The organism is Arthrobacter sp. SIMBA_036 (assembly GCF_046535135.1).
Taxonomy (GTDB): Bacteria; Actinomycetota; Actinomycetes; order Actinomycetales; family Micrococcaceae; genus Arthrobacter.
Genome location: NZ_JAWRXG010000001.1, coordinates 15519 through 30018, shown reverse-complemented (window position 1 = coordinate 30018; position 14500 = coordinate 15519). Strand labels below are relative to the sequence as shown.

General features: G+C 63.0%; 16 protein-coding genes. 9 read left to right on the top strand and 7 right to left on the bottom strand.

What is annotated here, in order from left to right:
• Positions 1–18 precede the first annotated feature (18 nt).
• Genes SB659_RS00155 through SB659_RS00140 form a run of 4 tightly spaced genes read left to right on the top strand, consistent with a single transcriptional unit; the run spans position 19 to position 4248 of the window.
• Positions 19–870 (top strand): TIM barrel protein, encoded by an 852-nt coding sequence (locus SB659_RS00155; RefSeq protein WP_410549152.1) that lies wholly within the window; start codon positions 19–21, stop codon positions 868–870.
• Positions 863–1717: a sugar phosphate isomerase/epimerase family protein gene (locus tag SB659_RS00150; protein ID WP_410549151.1), complete on the top strand. Its 855-nt coding sequence runs from the start codon at positions 863–865 to the stop codon at positions 1715–1717. The genes SB659_RS00155 and SB659_RS00150 overlap by 8 nt, the downstream gene beginning before the upstream one ends.
• Entirely contained in the window at positions 1714–3210 is a 1497-nt protein-coding gene (locus SB659_RS00145; RefSeq protein ID WP_410549150.1) for a sugar ABC transporter ATP-binding protein, read from the top strand. The genes SB659_RS00150 and SB659_RS00145 overlap by 4 nt, the downstream gene beginning before the upstream one ends.
• A gap of 24 nt (positions 3211–3234) precedes the next feature.
• Positions 3235–4248 (top strand): sugar phosphate isomerase/epimerase family protein, encoded by a 1014-nt coding sequence (locus tag SB659_RS00140; RefSeq protein WP_410549149.1) that lies wholly within the window; start codon positions 3235–3237, stop codon positions 4246–4248.
• A 25-nt stretch (positions 4249–4273) separates the two neighbouring features.
• On the opposite strand, the gene SB659_RS00135 is transcribed toward SB659_RS00140, so the two are convergent.
• Complete coding sequence (locus tag SB659_RS00135; RefSeq protein WP_410549148.1) at positions 4274–5419, bottom strand: winged helix DNA-binding domain-containing protein; 1146 nt, start codon at positions 5417–5419, stop codon at positions 4274–4276.
• 84 nt (positions 5420–5503) lie between these two features.
• On the opposite strand from SB659_RS00135, the gene SB659_RS00130 reads away from it, so the two are divergent.
• A complete protein-coding gene (locus tag SB659_RS00130; RefSeq protein ID WP_284980286.1) occupies positions 5504–5983 on the top strand; it encodes a hypothetical protein in 480 nt (159 codons plus the stop codon).
• A gap of 29 nt (positions 5984–6012) precedes the next feature.
• Here the strand turns inward: SB659_RS00130 and SB659_RS00125 are convergent, their stop codons facing one another.
• From SB659_RS00125 to SB659_RS00105, 5 genes are all read right to left on the bottom strand, one after another.
• On the bottom strand, positions 6013–7080 hold the full coding sequence (locus tag SB659_RS00125; protein WP_284980285.1) for a UDP-N-acetylmuramate dehydrogenase: 1068 nt from the start codon (positions 7078–7080) through the stop codon (positions 6013–6015).
• 85 nt (positions 7081–7165) lie between these two features.
• Complete coding sequence (locus SB659_RS00120; protein ID WP_410549147.1) at positions 7166–7612, bottom strand: MaoC family dehydratase; 447 nt, start codon at positions 7610–7612, stop codon at positions 7166–7168.
• Positions 7613–7614: 2 nt separating this feature from the next.
• A complete protein-coding gene (locus tag SB659_RS00115) occupies positions 7615–8064 on the bottom strand; it encodes a MaoC family dehydratase N-terminal domain-containing protein (protein WP_410549146.1) in 450 nt (149 codons plus the stop codon).
• Positions 8065–8073: 9 nt separating this feature from the next.
• On the bottom strand, positions 8074–8298 hold the full coding sequence (locus SB659_RS00110) for a DUF3188 domain-containing protein (RefSeq protein ID WP_410549145.1): 225 nt from the start codon (positions 8296–8298) through the stop codon (positions 8074–8076).
• 104 nt (positions 8299–8402) lie between these two features.
• The gene (locus SB659_RS00105; protein WP_284976324.1) at positions 8403–9266 is read right to left on the bottom strand and encodes an HpcH/HpaI aldolase/citrate lyase family protein; all 864 of its coding nucleotides are present in this window, start codon (positions 9264–9266) and stop codon (positions 8403–8405) included.
• Between the two features lie 362 nt (positions 9267–9628).
• Between SB659_RS00105 and SB659_RS00100 the strand changes: the two genes are divergently transcribed.
• From SB659_RS00100 to SB659_RS00085, 4 genes are read left to right on the top strand one after another with little or no spacing between them, the layout of a single operon-like run.
• Positions 9629–10675 carry an ABC transporter substrate-binding protein gene (locus SB659_RS00100; RefSeq protein ID WP_284980282.1) on the top strand — a complete coding sequence of 349 codons (1047 nt, stop codon included), beginning with the start codon at positions 9629–9631 and terminating at the stop codon, positions 10673–10675.
• A gap of 2 nt (positions 10676–10677) precedes the next feature.
• Positions 10678–11568 (top strand): ABC transporter ATP-binding protein, encoded by an 891-nt coding sequence (locus tag SB659_RS00095; RefSeq protein WP_284980281.1) that lies wholly within the window; start codon positions 10678–10680, stop codon positions 11566–11568.
• A complete protein-coding gene (locus SB659_RS00090) occupies positions 11568–12485 on the top strand; it encodes an ABC transporter permease (protein ID WP_410549144.1) in 918 nt (305 codons plus the stop codon). The genes SB659_RS00095 and SB659_RS00090 overlap by 1 nt, the downstream gene beginning before the upstream one ends.
• Positions 12486–12514: 29 nt before the next feature.
• The gene (locus SB659_RS00085; RefSeq protein ID WP_410549143.1) at positions 12515–13462 is read left to right on the top strand and encodes a TauD/TfdA dioxygenase family protein; all 948 of its coding nucleotides are present in this window, start codon (positions 12515–12517) and stop codon (positions 13460–13462) included.
• Between the two features lie 74 nt (positions 13463–13536).
• On the opposite strand, the gene SB659_RS00080 is transcribed toward SB659_RS00085, so the two are convergent.
• Positions 13537–14496: an aldo/keto reductase family oxidoreductase gene (locus SB659_RS00080; protein WP_410549142.1), complete on the bottom strand. Its 960-nt coding sequence runs from the start codon at positions 14494–14496 to the stop codon at positions 13537–13539.
• Between the last annotated feature and the right edge of the window lie 4 nt (positions 14497–14500).

Sequence of the window (14500 nt, the reverse complement as noted above, 5' to 3'; positions counted from 1 at the left end):
CACACCAAGGAGAAATAAGTGTCCCGCTTCAAGTATTCCTATAACGCGATCGTTTACTACCAGGAAGAAATCGCCAAGGGAATCGACCGCGTGGCCCGCTACGGCTACGACGCCATCGAACTCGTCGGAGAACCGGCAACCCACGACGTCGAAGAAATCAACAAACTGACCAAGGATGCCGGCATCGATGTCAGCTCCATCTGCAGCATCTGGTTCGGCGAGGAACGCGACCTGATCAACCCCAGTGCCGCGAACCGGCAGAAGGCCCTGGACTACGGCAAGTCCGTCGCGGACTTCGCCGCTGGAGTCGGCGCTCCGACCATCATCGTCGGACCGTCCCCCGTCGGCAAGACGGAGGCTTTGGCCAGCGACGAACAGGAATGGGAATGGGCAGTGGAGAACGTCCGCGCTCTGGGCGAATACGCCGCAAGCGTGGGCATCAACATCACCCTCGAACCGTGGAACCGCTACGAGACGCACTTCCTTAACCGCCTCGACCGCGCGACGGAGCTCTTGGACGCGACCGGCCTCACGAACGCCGGTGTCCACGGCGACCTGTTCCACATGAACATCGAGGAAGACAGCATCCACGGCGCCTTCACCCGCGCCGGCAGCAAGGTCAACCACGTCCACCTGGCCGACTCAAACCGGGCCGCCCCAGGCGTAGGACACATCGATTTCCGTCCGACACTGCAAGCGTTGAAGGACATCGAATTCGATGGCTACCTGACCTTTGAGCTCCTTCCCGCCGCCTCCAACCCCTTCGCGATGATGGCACGCGGCGGCCACCTCGAGTTCCTGGATCCGTACACCGAAAAGGCCATCAATGAAATGAAGAAACTGGAACAGGAGCTGTGGCCCAATGAGTAAGTACGAATTCGGCATCAGCACTTTCATTCTGGTGTCGCCCTTCACCGACCAGGACGTCGACCAGTTCGACGTCGCCAAGGAGATGGGCTACGACCTGATCGAGGTCTGCATTGAAGATCCCGCCGTGGTCAGCGCCGCCGCCCTCAAGGAAGCCTCCGAGCGCACGGGACTGCCCGTGTCCATCTGCGGGGCGTTCGGACCGGATCGGGACGTCTCCCACGAGGAGCCCGGGAAGCGGCAGCTGGGCATCGACTACCTGAAGCAGTGCGTGGACATCGCCCAGGCGGTCGGATCCCCACACGTGGCTGGTCCGATGTACTCCGCCACAGGCAAGGCCCGGCTTCTTCCGCCGGAGGAACGCGGCCAGCAGCGCCAATGGGCAGCTGAAAGCCTCCGGGAAGTCGCGGACTACGCGGCCGAACGCGGCGTCAGCCTCGCCATCGAACCGCTCAACCGCTTCGAAACCGACCTGGTCAACACCGTCGAACAAGGGCTGCAGCTATGCGAACTTATCGGCCGGGACAACGTCGGACTGATGCTGGACACCTTCCACATGAACATCGAAGAGAAGCACATCGGTGAAGCCATCATGGCGGCAGGTGACAAGGTTTTCCATTTCCAGGTTTCCGAGAACGACCGCGGAACGCCCGGGAGTGGCCACGTTCCGTGGTCAGAGACCTTTGATGCGCTGAAGTCGATCGATTACCAGGGCTCCATCGTCGTGGAGTCCTTCCTACCCACCGTCGAGGAAATCGCCAAAGCTGTATCCCTGTGGCGCCCCGTAGCGCCGTCCATGGACGCACTGGCCCGTGACGGACTCACGTTCCTGAGGAGGGAACTGCCGTGACCAAGACGCCCGAAGGTGCTCCGGCCATCGTCGAAGCACGCAACCTTGTCAAAATGTTTCCAGGCGTCGTAGCCCTCTCCGGCATGAACTTTGAGCTTCATGCCGGAGAGGTGCACTGCGTTGTCGGCGAAAACGGCGCCGGAAAATCGACGCTGATCAAGACACTGAGCGGCTTTTACACCCCTGATGAAGGCGGGGTGTACGTCGACGGCCAACTCATGCAGGCCAGCACTGTGGCTTCCAAGGCCGCTGGCATCGCCACCATCTACCAAGAGCACAACCTCGTGCCGGACCTCTCCGTGGCCGAGAACATCCTTCTCGGCAATTGGGGCGGCCACAAAGGATTCCTCTCCCGGCGCGAGATCCACAAACGCGCCCGGAAAGCACTCGACCAAGTCGCCCCGCACCTGAAGCTCGACACCCCGGCGCTGGCCCTGTCCACGGTCGATGGCCAGATGGTGGAAATCGCCCGTGCCATTGCCCAGGATGCCAGGGTGATCATCATGGACGAACCCACCACCGCCCTCACCGAGCACGACGTCGAGAAACTCTACAAGCTGGTCAACGAGCTCCGTTCCAACGGGTTGGCCATCCTGTACGTGTCCCACAAGCTGGAGGAAGTGTTCACGCTCGCCGACAAGATCACCGTGATCCGTGAGGGCAAGACCGTCGCATCCTCCGTCCCGGCGGACCAGCTGGACGCCCGCTCAGTGGTGCAGCTCATGGTCGGCAAGGACGTCGATCTGTACGAGCATATTCCCCGCGAACGCGGCGATCTTGTCCTCGAAGCGCGTGGACTGAGCCGGGCAGGAGCTTTCGCGGATGTGGACCTGCGGCTCCACGCCGGCGAGATCGTCGGCTTGGCCGGACTCGTGGGCGCCGGCCGGACTGAGGTGGCGCGCTGCATCTATGGCGCCGACAAGGCCGACGCCGGAATCGTGGAGATGGATGGCCGGAAGCTTCGGCTTCACAGTGCCACGGCGGGGATCGCGGCGGGAATCGCACTGGTTCCCGAGGAGCGCAAGTTGCAGGCGATCATCCCGATGCTGTCCATCCGGGAAAACACCACGCTCACGCTCCTGAAGCAGGTCAGTCGATGGGGCGTACTGAAGCTCCGCCACGAAAAGAAGATGGTCGGAAAGTACGTCGCGGAACTCGATGTGCGGACCCCTTCGACAGAAACGCCGATCCAGTCCCTGTCCGGCGGAAACCAGCAGAAGGTCATCATCGCCCGCTGCCTGGCCAGCAATCCAAAAGTACTGATCCTGGATGAGCCAACCAAAGGCATTGATATCGGTGCGAAAGCCGAGATCCACCGCCTCATTGAGCAGCTGGCACGCAAGGGGGTCGCGGTGCTCGTCATCTCGAGCGAACTCCCGGAACTCCTCGAACTCTCCGACCGGGTAATGGTCATGAGGGCGGGCAGGGTCGTGGCGGAACTGGACAAAGCTGAGGCAACCAGAGAGAACGTCATCGCTTACGCTGCAGCGTAGGCTGCACCCATCGGAAGAGAGACCATGACAAACCAACAAAGCCGCCCGTATACCTTGTTTACCGGTCAGTGGGCCGATCTGCCTTTCGAGGAAGTCGCACGCCTGGCCTCGGGCTGGGGTTATGACGGCTTGGAGATCGCCGTCTCCGGGGACCACCTGGACGCCTGGCGCTGGGATGAACCCGGCTACGTCGAATCCAAACTCGCGATCCTGGAAAAGTACAACCTGAAGGTCTGGGCCATCTCCAACCACCTCAAAGGCCAAGCCGTCTGCGATGACCCGATCGACTTCCGCCACGAAGCGATCGTCGGCTCCCGCGTGTGGGGCGACGGGGAACCAGAAGGCGTCCGCCAACGCGCCGCCGAAGAAATGAAACACACCGCCCGGCTCGCCCGCGCCCTGGGCGTGGATACCGTGGTCGGGTTCACCGGTTCCGCGATCTGGCAGTACGTCGCCATGTTCCCGCCCGTCCCCGAAAAAGTCATCGACGCCGGCTACCAGGACTTCGCGGACCGCTGGAACCCCATCCTGGACGTCTTCGACGAAAACGGGGTCCGCTTCGCCCACGAAGTCCACCCCAGCGAGATCGCCTACGACTACTGGACCACCGTCCGGACCCTCGAAGCGATCGGCCACCGGGAAGCGTTCGGCCTGAACTGGGACCCCTCCCACATGATGTGGCAAGGCATCGACCCCGTCTCCTTCATCTGGGACTTCAAAGACCGGATCTACCACGTGGACTGCAAAGACACCAAGCTCCGCCCCACCGGCCGCAACACCGTCCTGGGCTCCCACCTGCCCTGGGGCGACCCCCGCCGCGGCTGGGACTTCGTCTCCGCCGGACGCGGCGACGTCCCCTGGGAATCCTCCTTCCGCGCCCTCACCGCGATCGGCTACAACGGGCCCATCAGCATCGAATGGGAAGACGCCGGCATGGACCGCCTCCACGGAGCACCCGAAGCCCTCGCCGCCCTCAAAAAATTCGACTTCCCCGCCTCACAAACCAGCTTCGACGCCGCCTTCAACACCAAGGACTAGTACCCGGCAGCGGGCCATCGGGGTCTCAGCCGGCCATGAACCTCACATAAGCGCGGCCCTGGGCCTCGAAGGAACGTTGTGCAGCCGGACTGAGTTTCCCGGTGAAAGGCTCTGGAGTTGCGCTGACCGTTTTGCCGGTGACCGTCCTGGACCATGTCCCCACCACTTCTCCTCCGGAGACGATCATGCGCCTGAAGATGCCGTTGTTCCCCGGCACCACCAGGCCTGCATATTCGGGTACCAGGACCAAGCTCCGGTCCTGGTACCCGAGGAGGAATTCGTCGAACCCAGGAAGTGCCAGCAACGTGCGTGAGCCGGGGACGCCGTCGTCGAGCAATTGCGCGACTTCCGGAGAAAGCCAATAACTGGTGCCCTCGAAGGGCAACTCCACCAGTTGCTCCCGTATCACGGTGAGCGCCCCGCGGGCCTCCGTGAGCGGCACTTGGCTCCACCAGGAAAAGTCGCGCACCGTCGCGGGGCCGTGGCTGCGGAAGTAGCGGAACATGAGTTCAGCTATCCCTTCTTCACGCCCGAGGCTCCTGGAATTGGGAATCCAGTCATCGAAAGGCACGAACAGTTGCTGCGCGCCCGGCTTCCCGTTGCCCGGCTTCCCGCTGGCGGCCATGGGTCCTTGGACCAGCCAAGCCCGCTGGCACAGGCTCGCCACCAAATGGATGCCGCGCTGGGCCTTGGTGATCTGGCCGGCGTCCTCAAAGGCGGCGAAAAGCTGCTCGCGGGTGGCGCCGGGGGTGCCATCGCCGGCCTTGAGGGCTTCGCAGGTCTTGAAGGCGATGTCCCGGCAGTGACTGATGTCCTCGGGCGTGATGTCCAGCTCCCGGTGCCGCCCTGCTACTACTTTCATGAGCCGGCCACTGGTGATGGCAAGTATCCAGCGGAGGTCCTCGGGGGCGAGCAGATGCAGTGTCCCGCGCATCGGCCAGGAACGCACCACAGCTCCGCTATCCAAGGCCGCACGAACGTCCGACGCCGTGGTGCCGCGAGAGCGCTGGCCCACGGCCCACAGGGCGGAACCAAGGTCCTGCGCTTGGATGCATGCCATCCATCGGACGGCGTCCGGAACGGGTCGGGAACCGTCAGCCAACAGGCCGTGGCTCACGAGCCGCAAACGGCCCATGACCCGGGGAGTCAAGCTGCTGGAGGCAGGAGGCATGCTCCATCCTAAGGCCCTAGCATCTACAGCCAACCTTGCCGCGTCTCACAGCGGCCTTCCAGCACAGCCTCATAGGATGAGGGAATGCTTTTTGGTGACCTAGCTCCGCAGGTGCGGCCTCTCAGCCGGTGGCTGGCAGCCGCGGGCTGGCTCTGCACCGTCGTCGGGCTTGGCATGGGACTGATCGTTGCGGTCGGGACGGGTGTCAGCCTGTCTGCCTCGATGCAGGCGATCCAGACCGCCAGCCTCGTCGCGACTGCGTCTGCTGCGCTTCTCATTGGCACCGCGGCCCTCAGCCAGCCCATGGCCGACCGGGACAGCGCTTCCCCCGAGCCGTGGTTCTATCCGGCCGCCGCAGCGCAGGTCCGGAGCTTCCTTTTGGGCTCGGTGGTCATGCTGTTGGGTTTGGTCGGATTCGCGATGGCCGGGCTTTTCATGCCCAGCGGACCGTCACCACAAAGCATTGCGTTCAGCCAGATCTTCCTCTTGGGCTCCGTCAGCTGCGGCCTCACGTTCCTTTTGCTGAACAAGGTGTTGCCGATCGCCGAACGCCGGGCCCGCTAGCGCACCAGCGTAACGGCGTTCGAGGGCCGCTAGAGTTCGACGCCGATCAGCAGCGGCTCGGGGTGCAGCTCAATGCCAAACCGATCCACGACGCCGGCCCGCACTTCGCGCGCGATTGCCAGCATGTCCGCCGTCGACGCCGAGCCGCGGTTGGTGATGGCCAAGGTGTGTTTCGTGGAGAGGGAGGCCCTGCCTCCGGTGACGCTGGATTCTTCCAAACCGAAGCCCTTCCCGAACCCTGCCTGATCAATCAGCCACGCAGCGGAGAGTTTCACCAGCCCGTCGGAACCTGCGGGATACTTGGGCGCGTTTTCCGGCAAATGCGCAGCTTGTTCGGCCGGCACGATGGGATTGGTGAAGAACGAACCCGTTGAATAGGTGTCGCGGTCGGCCGGGTCCAGGACCATTCCTTTGGACGCACGCAGCCGCAGGACCGCCCGCCGCACGTCGTTGGAATAAGCCCTTTTGCCGACCTCGACACCAAGAACCCGCGCCAGTTCGGCGTAACGGACGGGCGCGCTCATCCTTCCCAAAGCCAACTGGAACTCCACCGTCAGCACAACGAATCGTGGCGAGCCATCAATGGTGGTCTGCTTCAGGATGGAATCGCGATACCCGAACTTGAGTTCGGAATTGGTGAAGGTCCGGATGGCATTGCTGTCCCGATCCCACGTCCGCACGGCGGCGATGGTCTGCGACACGTCAGCGCCGTATGCGCCCACGTTCTGAACAGGCGTGGCCCCGGTAGCACCCGGTATCCCGGATAACGCTTCCAGACCGGACCAAGCATGAAGCACTGTGTACTCAACCAAGGCGTCCCAGTTGTGTCCTGCCTGGACCACGACCGAAGCCCCGCCGCAGCTATCCTCCGAATTGACCTCGACGCCTTCGGACGCAATCTGCACCACGGTGCCCGGGTATCCCTCATCCGAGATCAGCAGGTTGGAGCCGCCGCCGATGATCAGGAGTTTCTCGCCCGCGGCATCTGCAGACCGCACGGCGTCGATAATCTCGGCCTCGGTCCGGGCCAGCACGAACTTGCTTGCGGGCCCACCAACGGCGGCCGTGGTCAATTCGGAAAGCAGGGTCTGAGTCACCTGTTAAGCCTAACGGGCAGTCCGGGGCCGCGCTGACGGAACTCCGCCGTGCACAAGTCCAAGTCCATCCGTCCGGGCTACGTCGTCAGTTGGCTGACGCAACCTTCACGATCGCCTGCGACTTCATCAGTACTTTCTGGCCCGCAGCCATGACTGTCAGATCGATGCGCGCGGTGCGGGCTTCGGCGTCGAGCGCCCCCACCGTAGCTGTGACGTCGATGACCGCACCCGCTTCGCTGGTCCCGGTGGTGTCAGTAACGAGGACAGGCTTGGTGAACCGGGTCTGGTAATCGACGACGGCGGCAGGGTCGCCTGCCCAGTCGCTCACCAGTTGCACAGCGGCACCCATGGTGAACATGCCGTGGGCAATGACGCCCGGCAGTTCCACTGAAGTGGCGAACGCCTCGTTCCAGTGAATGGGGTTGAAGTCCCCCGATGCTCCTGCGTATTTGACCAGGTCCTGGCGGGTAACGTCGATGCTGCGGCTGCCGATTTCCTGGCCGACTGTGAGTTCTTCGAATGTGGGGCTCATGGTTACTGTCCCTCTCCTCGGACCAGGATGGATGAGGTGGTGGTGGCCACCTTTTCGCCCTCAACGGTGGAAATCTCGGAGCGCGTGGTGATCATGGCCCCGCCACCCATGGCCCGGACGCCGTCGACGTGCAGTTCGGCCACGAGCCGGTCGCCGGCCACGATGGCACGATGGTGGGTAAACCGCTGGTCAGCGTGGACCACGCGGGAAAAGTCGATGCCGGCATCAGGGTCCTGCACCAGTTGGGCGTCGGCACGCTGGGCAACAATGATGGCGAATGTTGGCGGTGCTACGAGGTCCTTGTGGCCGAGCGCCTTGGCTGCCTCGAGATCGAAGTGGGCCGGGTTGGTGGCCTTCACAGCTTGGGCGAACTCACGAATCTTTTCGCGGCCGACGTCATATACCTCTGCGGCAGGGTAGCTGCGGCCCTGCAAGTCCGGATTGATACTCATGCACCAACCCTACTTCTTGTAGGTCTTGCGGATTTGCTGGCCGCGGACCACCAAACCGCCCACGTGCAATAGCAGCCCGACGCCGATGACCGGAAGGGAAGCCAATGCCATGCCTTGGTTACCGGAGGTGTTTCCCACAATGGAGAGGACAAGCCCGACGGCGATGAGCCCCATTGCGCTGAAGACCAGCACTTTATAGGCAACAGGGGCCGTGGCCCAGAATTCGTTCAACACCGTCCAAGTCTACCGGCGCCCCGCGAGGGGTTAGCTCTCGCGCCTTTGACGCACTTTTTCAGCCGAGAACCCGCCCCTCGCGAAAAGGACGTGGATGGAGTGGTCTACAGGGAGGGCTGGACTCCAAAAGCCACCGCGAGCTTCATGATCTTCTCTGCCCGGCCCAGGCGCGGGAGGTCGGATCCATCACGGATAACACGGCCGTTGGCCTCGAAGTCGTGCATGAAGTCAGTTGCCCACGCGACATCCGACGGCGTGGGGCTGATGACCTCATTGATCACAGTGGTCTGGTCGATGGCCAGGCATAGCTTGCCCGTCATGCCCATGGTCACGGTGATGCCCGTCTGCTCACGCAAAATGGGGTGGTTGGTGCCGACGGTGGGCCCATCAATAGGGCCGGGGAGGTTGCCCACGCGGCTGGCGACCACGAGCTTGGCCCGTGGGTAGGCCATGGCCTCCGGGGTGGCCGCCATGCCCGTATCGCGGCGGAAGTCGCCGGAGCCGAACGCGAGCCGGAAAGCACCCTGCGCCTTGGCGATGTGGTTGGCTTCCTCGATGCCGAGGGCCGACTCCACCAACGGGATCACGGGGGTCTTACCGTCCATGCGGTGGAAGGACTCGGTCACCTGGTCAGCGGATTCGGTCTTGGCCAGCATGACGCCGAGCAGACCCGGTGTTCCGCGCAGGCCAGCGAGGTCGTCGGCCCAGAACTTGCTGGTGGCGTCATTGATGCGGACCCAGGCCTGGCCACCGGCGGTCAGCCAGTTCACGACGTTTTCGCGGGCGGCGTCCTTCTGGGAAGGGTCAACAGCGTCTTCGATGTCAAGGATGATGGCGTCTGCCCGCGAACCCGCGGATTCGTCAAAGAGCTCCGTTTTCATGGCGTTCACAAGGAGCCACGAACGGGCAATGTCGGCGGGAATGTTGCGGGTTGGCCGAATGGATTCGGCGGCGATGCTAGACGTCATGTATCTACCGTATCCGGCCAGCGGGTCACACGGCGAAGAAATCCGCCCGGTTGTGAGGATCAATACGAACTAAACCCCATATGACTGTCGGGTCCCGCAGTATGAACGCCCGACGACGGTCCGCGCCACTCGTTGCGGGCCCGGCCGTCGTACTTCTTCATCGCGGTCAATCCGGCGTCTTTGTGTCTTTCGATTGCCGGGAATGGCCCAACATTTCGCCCCGTTTCGGGCTGTTTCGCAGCGTTTCCGGGGGTTACCGAGCCACTTCCCACCCGGCACCACCATGGGCTTTGATCGTTCCCAAGCCGTCGCTCACGTCCGGCTCACCCAACCATCATCATCCCCATCGAAAGTAGCCCCCCATGAAACTGCATCTGCCCCTGCTAAGCGTCGCGGCCGCCGTCGTACTAGCGCTGACGGTGAGTGGCTGCGGCGGCGCTGCCGACGCCGGGCAAGGCAATCAAAGCGGCGCCGAAGTCAAGGAACTGCGCTACCAAGGTTCAGCAAACCAAGTCACCTTCCCCGAACTCGCCCAGGACCTCGGATACCTGGGGGACGTCAAGCTGAAGTGGGTAGGCAACACCACGAGCGGTCCCCAAGACATACAGTCCGCGGCAACGAACCAAACCGACTTTGGCGGCGCTTTTACCGGTGCCGTGGTCAAGCTCGTCGAAGCCGGAGCACCTGTGAAGGGCGTTATCAACTACTACGGCTCTGACGAGAAGAACTTCAGCGGCTACTACGTGAAGTCAGACAGTCCGATCAAGAGTGCACGCGACCTGATCGGCAAGAAGATCGCCGTGAACACGCTCGGCGCGCACCACGAAGCAGTCATTGACACCTACTTGGCTAAGAACGGCTTGAGCCCGGATGAAATCAAGCAGGTTCAACTGGTTCCGCTGGCGCCGAACGACACCGAGGAAGCCATCCGACGCGGCCAAGTTGACGCGGGAACGCTCGGAGGGGTGCTCCAGGACCATGCGCTCGCCACTGGTGGCCTGCGTTCCTTGTTCAGTGACTTCGGGCTCTTCGGCACCTTCGCCGGTGGGCAGATTGTGCTCCGCAACGACTTCATCCAGCAAAACCCCGGCACCACCCGCACTTTCACCACAGCAGTAGCCAAAGCCATCAAGTGGGCTACCGAGACCCCTCGCGCTGAAGTGATTGCACGGTTCACCAAGATCATCGAGGGACGTGGCCGTAACGAAAGCACAGCCAACCTGAAGTTCTGGAAGAGCCCGGGAGTCCCGGACAACGGCGTGATCCAGGATGCAGACTTCACACGCTGGGAGAACTGGCTCACCACGTCCGGGATCGTCAAGGGCAACCTGACGCCGTCAAAGTACTACACCAACGAGTTCAACGAACTGGCCGGCACTGCTGGTCAAAGTTCCGCGAAGAAGGGATAGCCATGTCCGTGAAGATCAGCCTCAAAAATGTCAGCAAGGAATTCACGGTCCGGGCCACCAAGACCACCAGCGCAACCCGGCTCACCGCCGTCGACTCCCTCAGCCTGGACATCCGCGACGGCGAGTTCCTCACCTTGGTGGGCCCCAGCGGGTCAGGCAAGACCACGCTGTTGGACCTCCTGGCTGGCCTGTCCACGCCCACCTCCGGGGAGGTATTGGTGGACGGCCGGCCGGTGACGGGGCCGGGGAAGGACCGGGCCGTGGTTTTCCAGCAATACGCGTTGTTCCCGTGGCGGACGGCGTCAGCCAACGTCTCGATCGGACTCGAAGGAACGGGCCCGGACGGCAAGAAATTGAACCGCCGCCAACGTGCCCGCAAGGCCAGTGAATACCTCGGGCTCGTTGGGTTGGCGGGGTTTGAGGACCGGTACCCGCACGAACTGTCCGGCGGCATGAAGCAGCGCGTCGCCATTGCCCGAAGCCTCGCCTATGAGCCCGACGTGCTGCTCATGGACGAGCCTTTTGCAGCCTTGGACGCCCAGACCCGCGAGCAACTGCAGGACGAACTGCTGCGGATCTGGCGGGCCACCGGCAAGACCATCGTCTTCATAACCCACGGTATTGATGAGGCCGTGTACCTCGGCCAGCGCGTCGCCGTGCTGAGCGCCCGACCGGGCAGGCTCAAGGAGATCGTGGACATCAATATCCCGGACCGCGACGGCGACGAAGACATCCGCTCGAACCCCGCCTTCGTGGAGCACCGCCACCAGGTCTGGACCCTCCTGCACGACGAAGTCCGGCGCGCGCAAGATGCGGGCCACCGCAAAATCCTGCCGGACGGCAGCGCGCCGGACGAGCCCGCAGTCACCGCCACAGAGAGGAGCGCAGCCTGATGACCAGCACGCTGACCCAAACACAAGCCGGACCAAAGGCGGCCAGTACCGCAAGCCCCCACGCCGACGTCGAACGTTCCGTTCTGCCGGAACCAACTCAACGCACGACGCCGGGCCTCACCGCGGTGCGGGGGGCGGCCGCGGCGGCGGGTTCGGTGGTGTGGAAAGCCGCCGGCATCCTGGCGTTCTTAGCTCTGTGGGAGCTGGGACCGACGTACTTAGCCAGCGCGTCCACCCGGGTGTTCCTCCCTCCCTTGCATGAGGTGCTCTTGGCGTGGGGTCGGCTCTTCGAAGCCGGCACCATCCAAGGCCACATCGCGGCCAGCCTCACCCGTTCAGTGGCGGGCTTCGGTGCGGCGCTGGTGGCAGGTGTCTCATTGGGCTTGCTGATCGCTTGGTACGGGCGGCTGAACTCGATCCTGAATCCGCTGCTGGAACTGTTCCGCAACACCGCTGCCTTGGCCCTGCTGCCCGTGTTCACGTTGTTACTCGGTATCGGCGAGGAATCGAAGATCAGCATCGTGGCGTACGCGGCGTTCTTCCCGGTTCTCCTCAACACTATTGCCGGCGTCAAAACGGTGGATCCGCTGCTCATCCGAGCGGCACGGTCTTTGGGGCTCAATAGTTTCCAGCTTTTCCGCAAGGTCATCCTGCCCTCGGCCGTACCGACGATCTTCACGGGGATCCGCATGGCCGGAACGGCATCCATCCTGGTCCTGATTGCTGCGGAAATGGTGGGAGCCAAAGCCGGGCTGGGCTATCTGATCGTGAACGCTCAAAGCAGCTTTCTCATCCCTGACATGTATGCGGGCATCCTCACGGTCTCCCTGCTGGGGCTCGGTGTGAACTTCCTGCTGGTCGCCCTTGAGCGGCACTTCTCCCGCTGGCGGACCGCCGTCGGTGCCACAGCTTCCTAAACCATCACAACAAAAGTAAGGAAAGAACCATGACAGTCATTACCGAAACCAAATTGGAATTCGCGAAGCTTGGCTCGCGAATCGGCGCAGAAATCCGTGGGCTGGACATCAGCGGCGACCTCAGCGCTGACACCGTTAGCCAGATCCGGGCCGCGTTGAATGAGCACAAGGCACTGGTTTTCCGTGAGGCAAACATCCTCACGGATGAGGCACAGGTGAAGTTCGCTTCGCATTTCGGCCCGTTGACCAAGGCCCACCCGACTGTCGCATCAGTCGACGGCGAGGAGAATGTCCTGCCCGTGGACAGCGAAAACGGCTCGGCCAACAACTGGCACACGGACGTCACCTTCGTGGTCAACCCACCGCAGGCTTCAACCCTGCGGAGCATCGACCTGCCCGCCTATGGTGGCGAGACACTGATTGCGTCATCAGCCGGCGCCTATCGGGACCTCCCCGAGGAGCTTCGCAATTTCGCGGACACTTTGTGGGCCATCCATACCAACGACTACGACTACTCGGTTCCCAAGAACCTGGAGCATGCCAATGCCGAGGAGCGGCGCAAGGAGTTCACCCGCCTGAAGTTCGAAACCGCCCACCCCGTGGTGCGCGTCCACCCCTTGACCGGCGAGCGCGGGTTGTTCATTGGGGGCTTCGCGCAGCGGCTCAGGATCGTGGGCTTGTCCAACACGGAGTCGAAGGACATCATCCGGCTGCTCCAGGCGTACGTGACCCGTCCGGAGAATGTGGTCCGCGTGAACTGGGAGCCGAACCAAGTGGTTCTCTTCGATAACCGCATCACGCAGCACTATGCTCCGGACAACTACGACGGACAGCCCCGCAAGCTGAACCGCGTGACCATCGCCGGTGACATCCCGGTCAGTATCCATGGCAAACCGAGCCAGGCCCTCCAAGGCGATTCGAGCACATACTCGGTGGTGGCCCCTGTGGATTCGGTCGCTGCGCCGGCTGCCCTGTAGAGCCGAAGTAGCACGAGTGTGTTGCCCTAGGCGCGAATCCCCTGACCGCTGACCCGTCTGGTGCGGGTCAGTGGTTAGGGGATGTTGCTGCCGCGAGCTGTAACCCACAGGCCGTACCACTCGGCGCGTGACATGGCGCGGGCCACCGAGGCGGCGTCCGCGCAAGCCTTTATCCGATCCGGGTTGGTGGTGCCCACTACCGGTGAAATCCCGGCCGGGTGCTTCATCAGCCAGCCCAGCAGCACGGACTCGGGCGTGGTGCCCTTTTCTTCGGCCAACCGTTCAAGCATCCCAGCCGTAGCCGATTCAGCGGGTGACATCCCTGAGGACCCCGCTCCCGTGTAACGCCCCTGCGCCAAGGAACCGTACGCCTGAAGCTCAATTCCCCGGGCCATGCAGTGTTCCATGGTCCCGTGCGGGAAGCTGTATTCCTGCCCTTCCACGTGGTTGACCAGCACAGTGCCTTCCAGCCAGTCCCTGCGCAGCAGGCTCATCTCCAGCTGGTTCACCACGATGGGTACCTCGAGCTGGTCTTGGAGGAAGGCGATCTGCGCGCCGGACATGTTGGACACACCCAGCTGCCGCACCTTGCCTTCAGCCATCAATTGCCCGACGGCGCCCGCCACCTCATGGGGGTCCATCAGTGGATCGGGCCGGTGCAGGAGCAGTACGTCGACGTAGTCGGTGTGAAGCCGTGTCAGGCTATCGTTGACGCGTTCAAGGATGGCTTCCCGGCTGAGGTCGTAGTGGGTGTCCAGCCCACGCTCCCCCAACCTGATCCCACACTTGGTTTGCAGCTGGATTTCCTGGCGCAAACCTTGCGAACGGGAGAGGACTTCCCCGAACACGGCCTCGGACTTTCCGCTGCGATAAATGTCCGCATGGTCGAAAAGCTCGATGCCGATGCCCCGTGCGGCTTCAATCGCCGCAGCCGCCTGGTCGATCTCCGCAACACCGTAGGATGTGCCGTCCCACGGTCCGCCGAGCCCCATGCAGCCATAGATGAGGCGTCCCCGCCCGTTCGCAGTTGTCATTGCG

Excerpts from the sequence above, each read along its gene's own strand:
- SB659_RS00150 (WP_410549151.1), top strand. The coding sequence starts at position 863 with ATGAGTAAGTACGAATTCGGCATCAGCACTTTCATTCTGGTGTCGCCC.
- SB659_RS00140 (WP_410549149.1), top strand. The coding sequence starts at position 3,235 with ATGACAAACCAACAAAGCCGCCCGTATACCTTGTTTACCGGTCAGTGG.
- SB659_RS00135 (WP_410549148.1), bottom strand. The coding sequence starts at position 5,419 with ATGCCTCCTGCCTCCAGCAGCTTGACTCCCCGGGTCATGGGCCGTTTG.
- SB659_RS00130 (WP_284980286.1), top strand. The coding sequence starts at position 5,504 with ATGCTTTTTGGTGACCTAGCTCCGCAGGTGCGGCCTCTCAGCCGGTGG.
- SB659_RS00120 (WP_410549147.1), bottom strand. The coding sequence starts at position 7,612 with ATGAGCCCCACATTCGAAGAACTCACAGTCGGCCAGGAAATCGGCAGC.
- SB659_RS00115 (WP_410549146.1), bottom strand. The coding sequence starts at position 8,064 with ATGAGTATCAATCCGGACTTGCAGGGCCGCAGCTACCCTGCCGCAGAG.
- SB659_RS00105 (WP_284976324.1), bottom strand. The coding sequence starts at position 9,266 with ATGACGTCTAGCATCGCCGCCGAATCCATTCGGCCAACCCGCAACATT.
- SB659_RS00100 (WP_284980282.1), top strand. The coding sequence starts at position 9,629 with ATGAAACTGCATCTGCCCCTGCTAAGCGTCGCGGCCGCCGTCGTACTA.
- SB659_RS00095 (WP_284980281.1), top strand. The coding sequence starts at position 10,678 with ATGTCCGTGAAGATCAGCCTCAAAAATGTCAGCAAGGAATTCACGGTC.
- SB659_RS00090 (WP_410549144.1), top strand. The coding sequence starts at position 11,568 with ATGACCAGCACGCTGACCCAAACACAAGCCGGACCAAAGGCGGCCAGT.
- SB659_RS00085 (WP_410549143.1), top strand. The coding sequence starts at position 12,515 with ATGACAGTCATTACCGAAACCAAATTGGAATTCGCGAAGCTTGGCTCG.
- SB659_RS00080 (WP_410549142.1), bottom strand. The coding sequence starts at position 14,496 with ATGACAACTGCGAACGGGCGGGGACGCCTCATCTATGGCTGCATGGGG.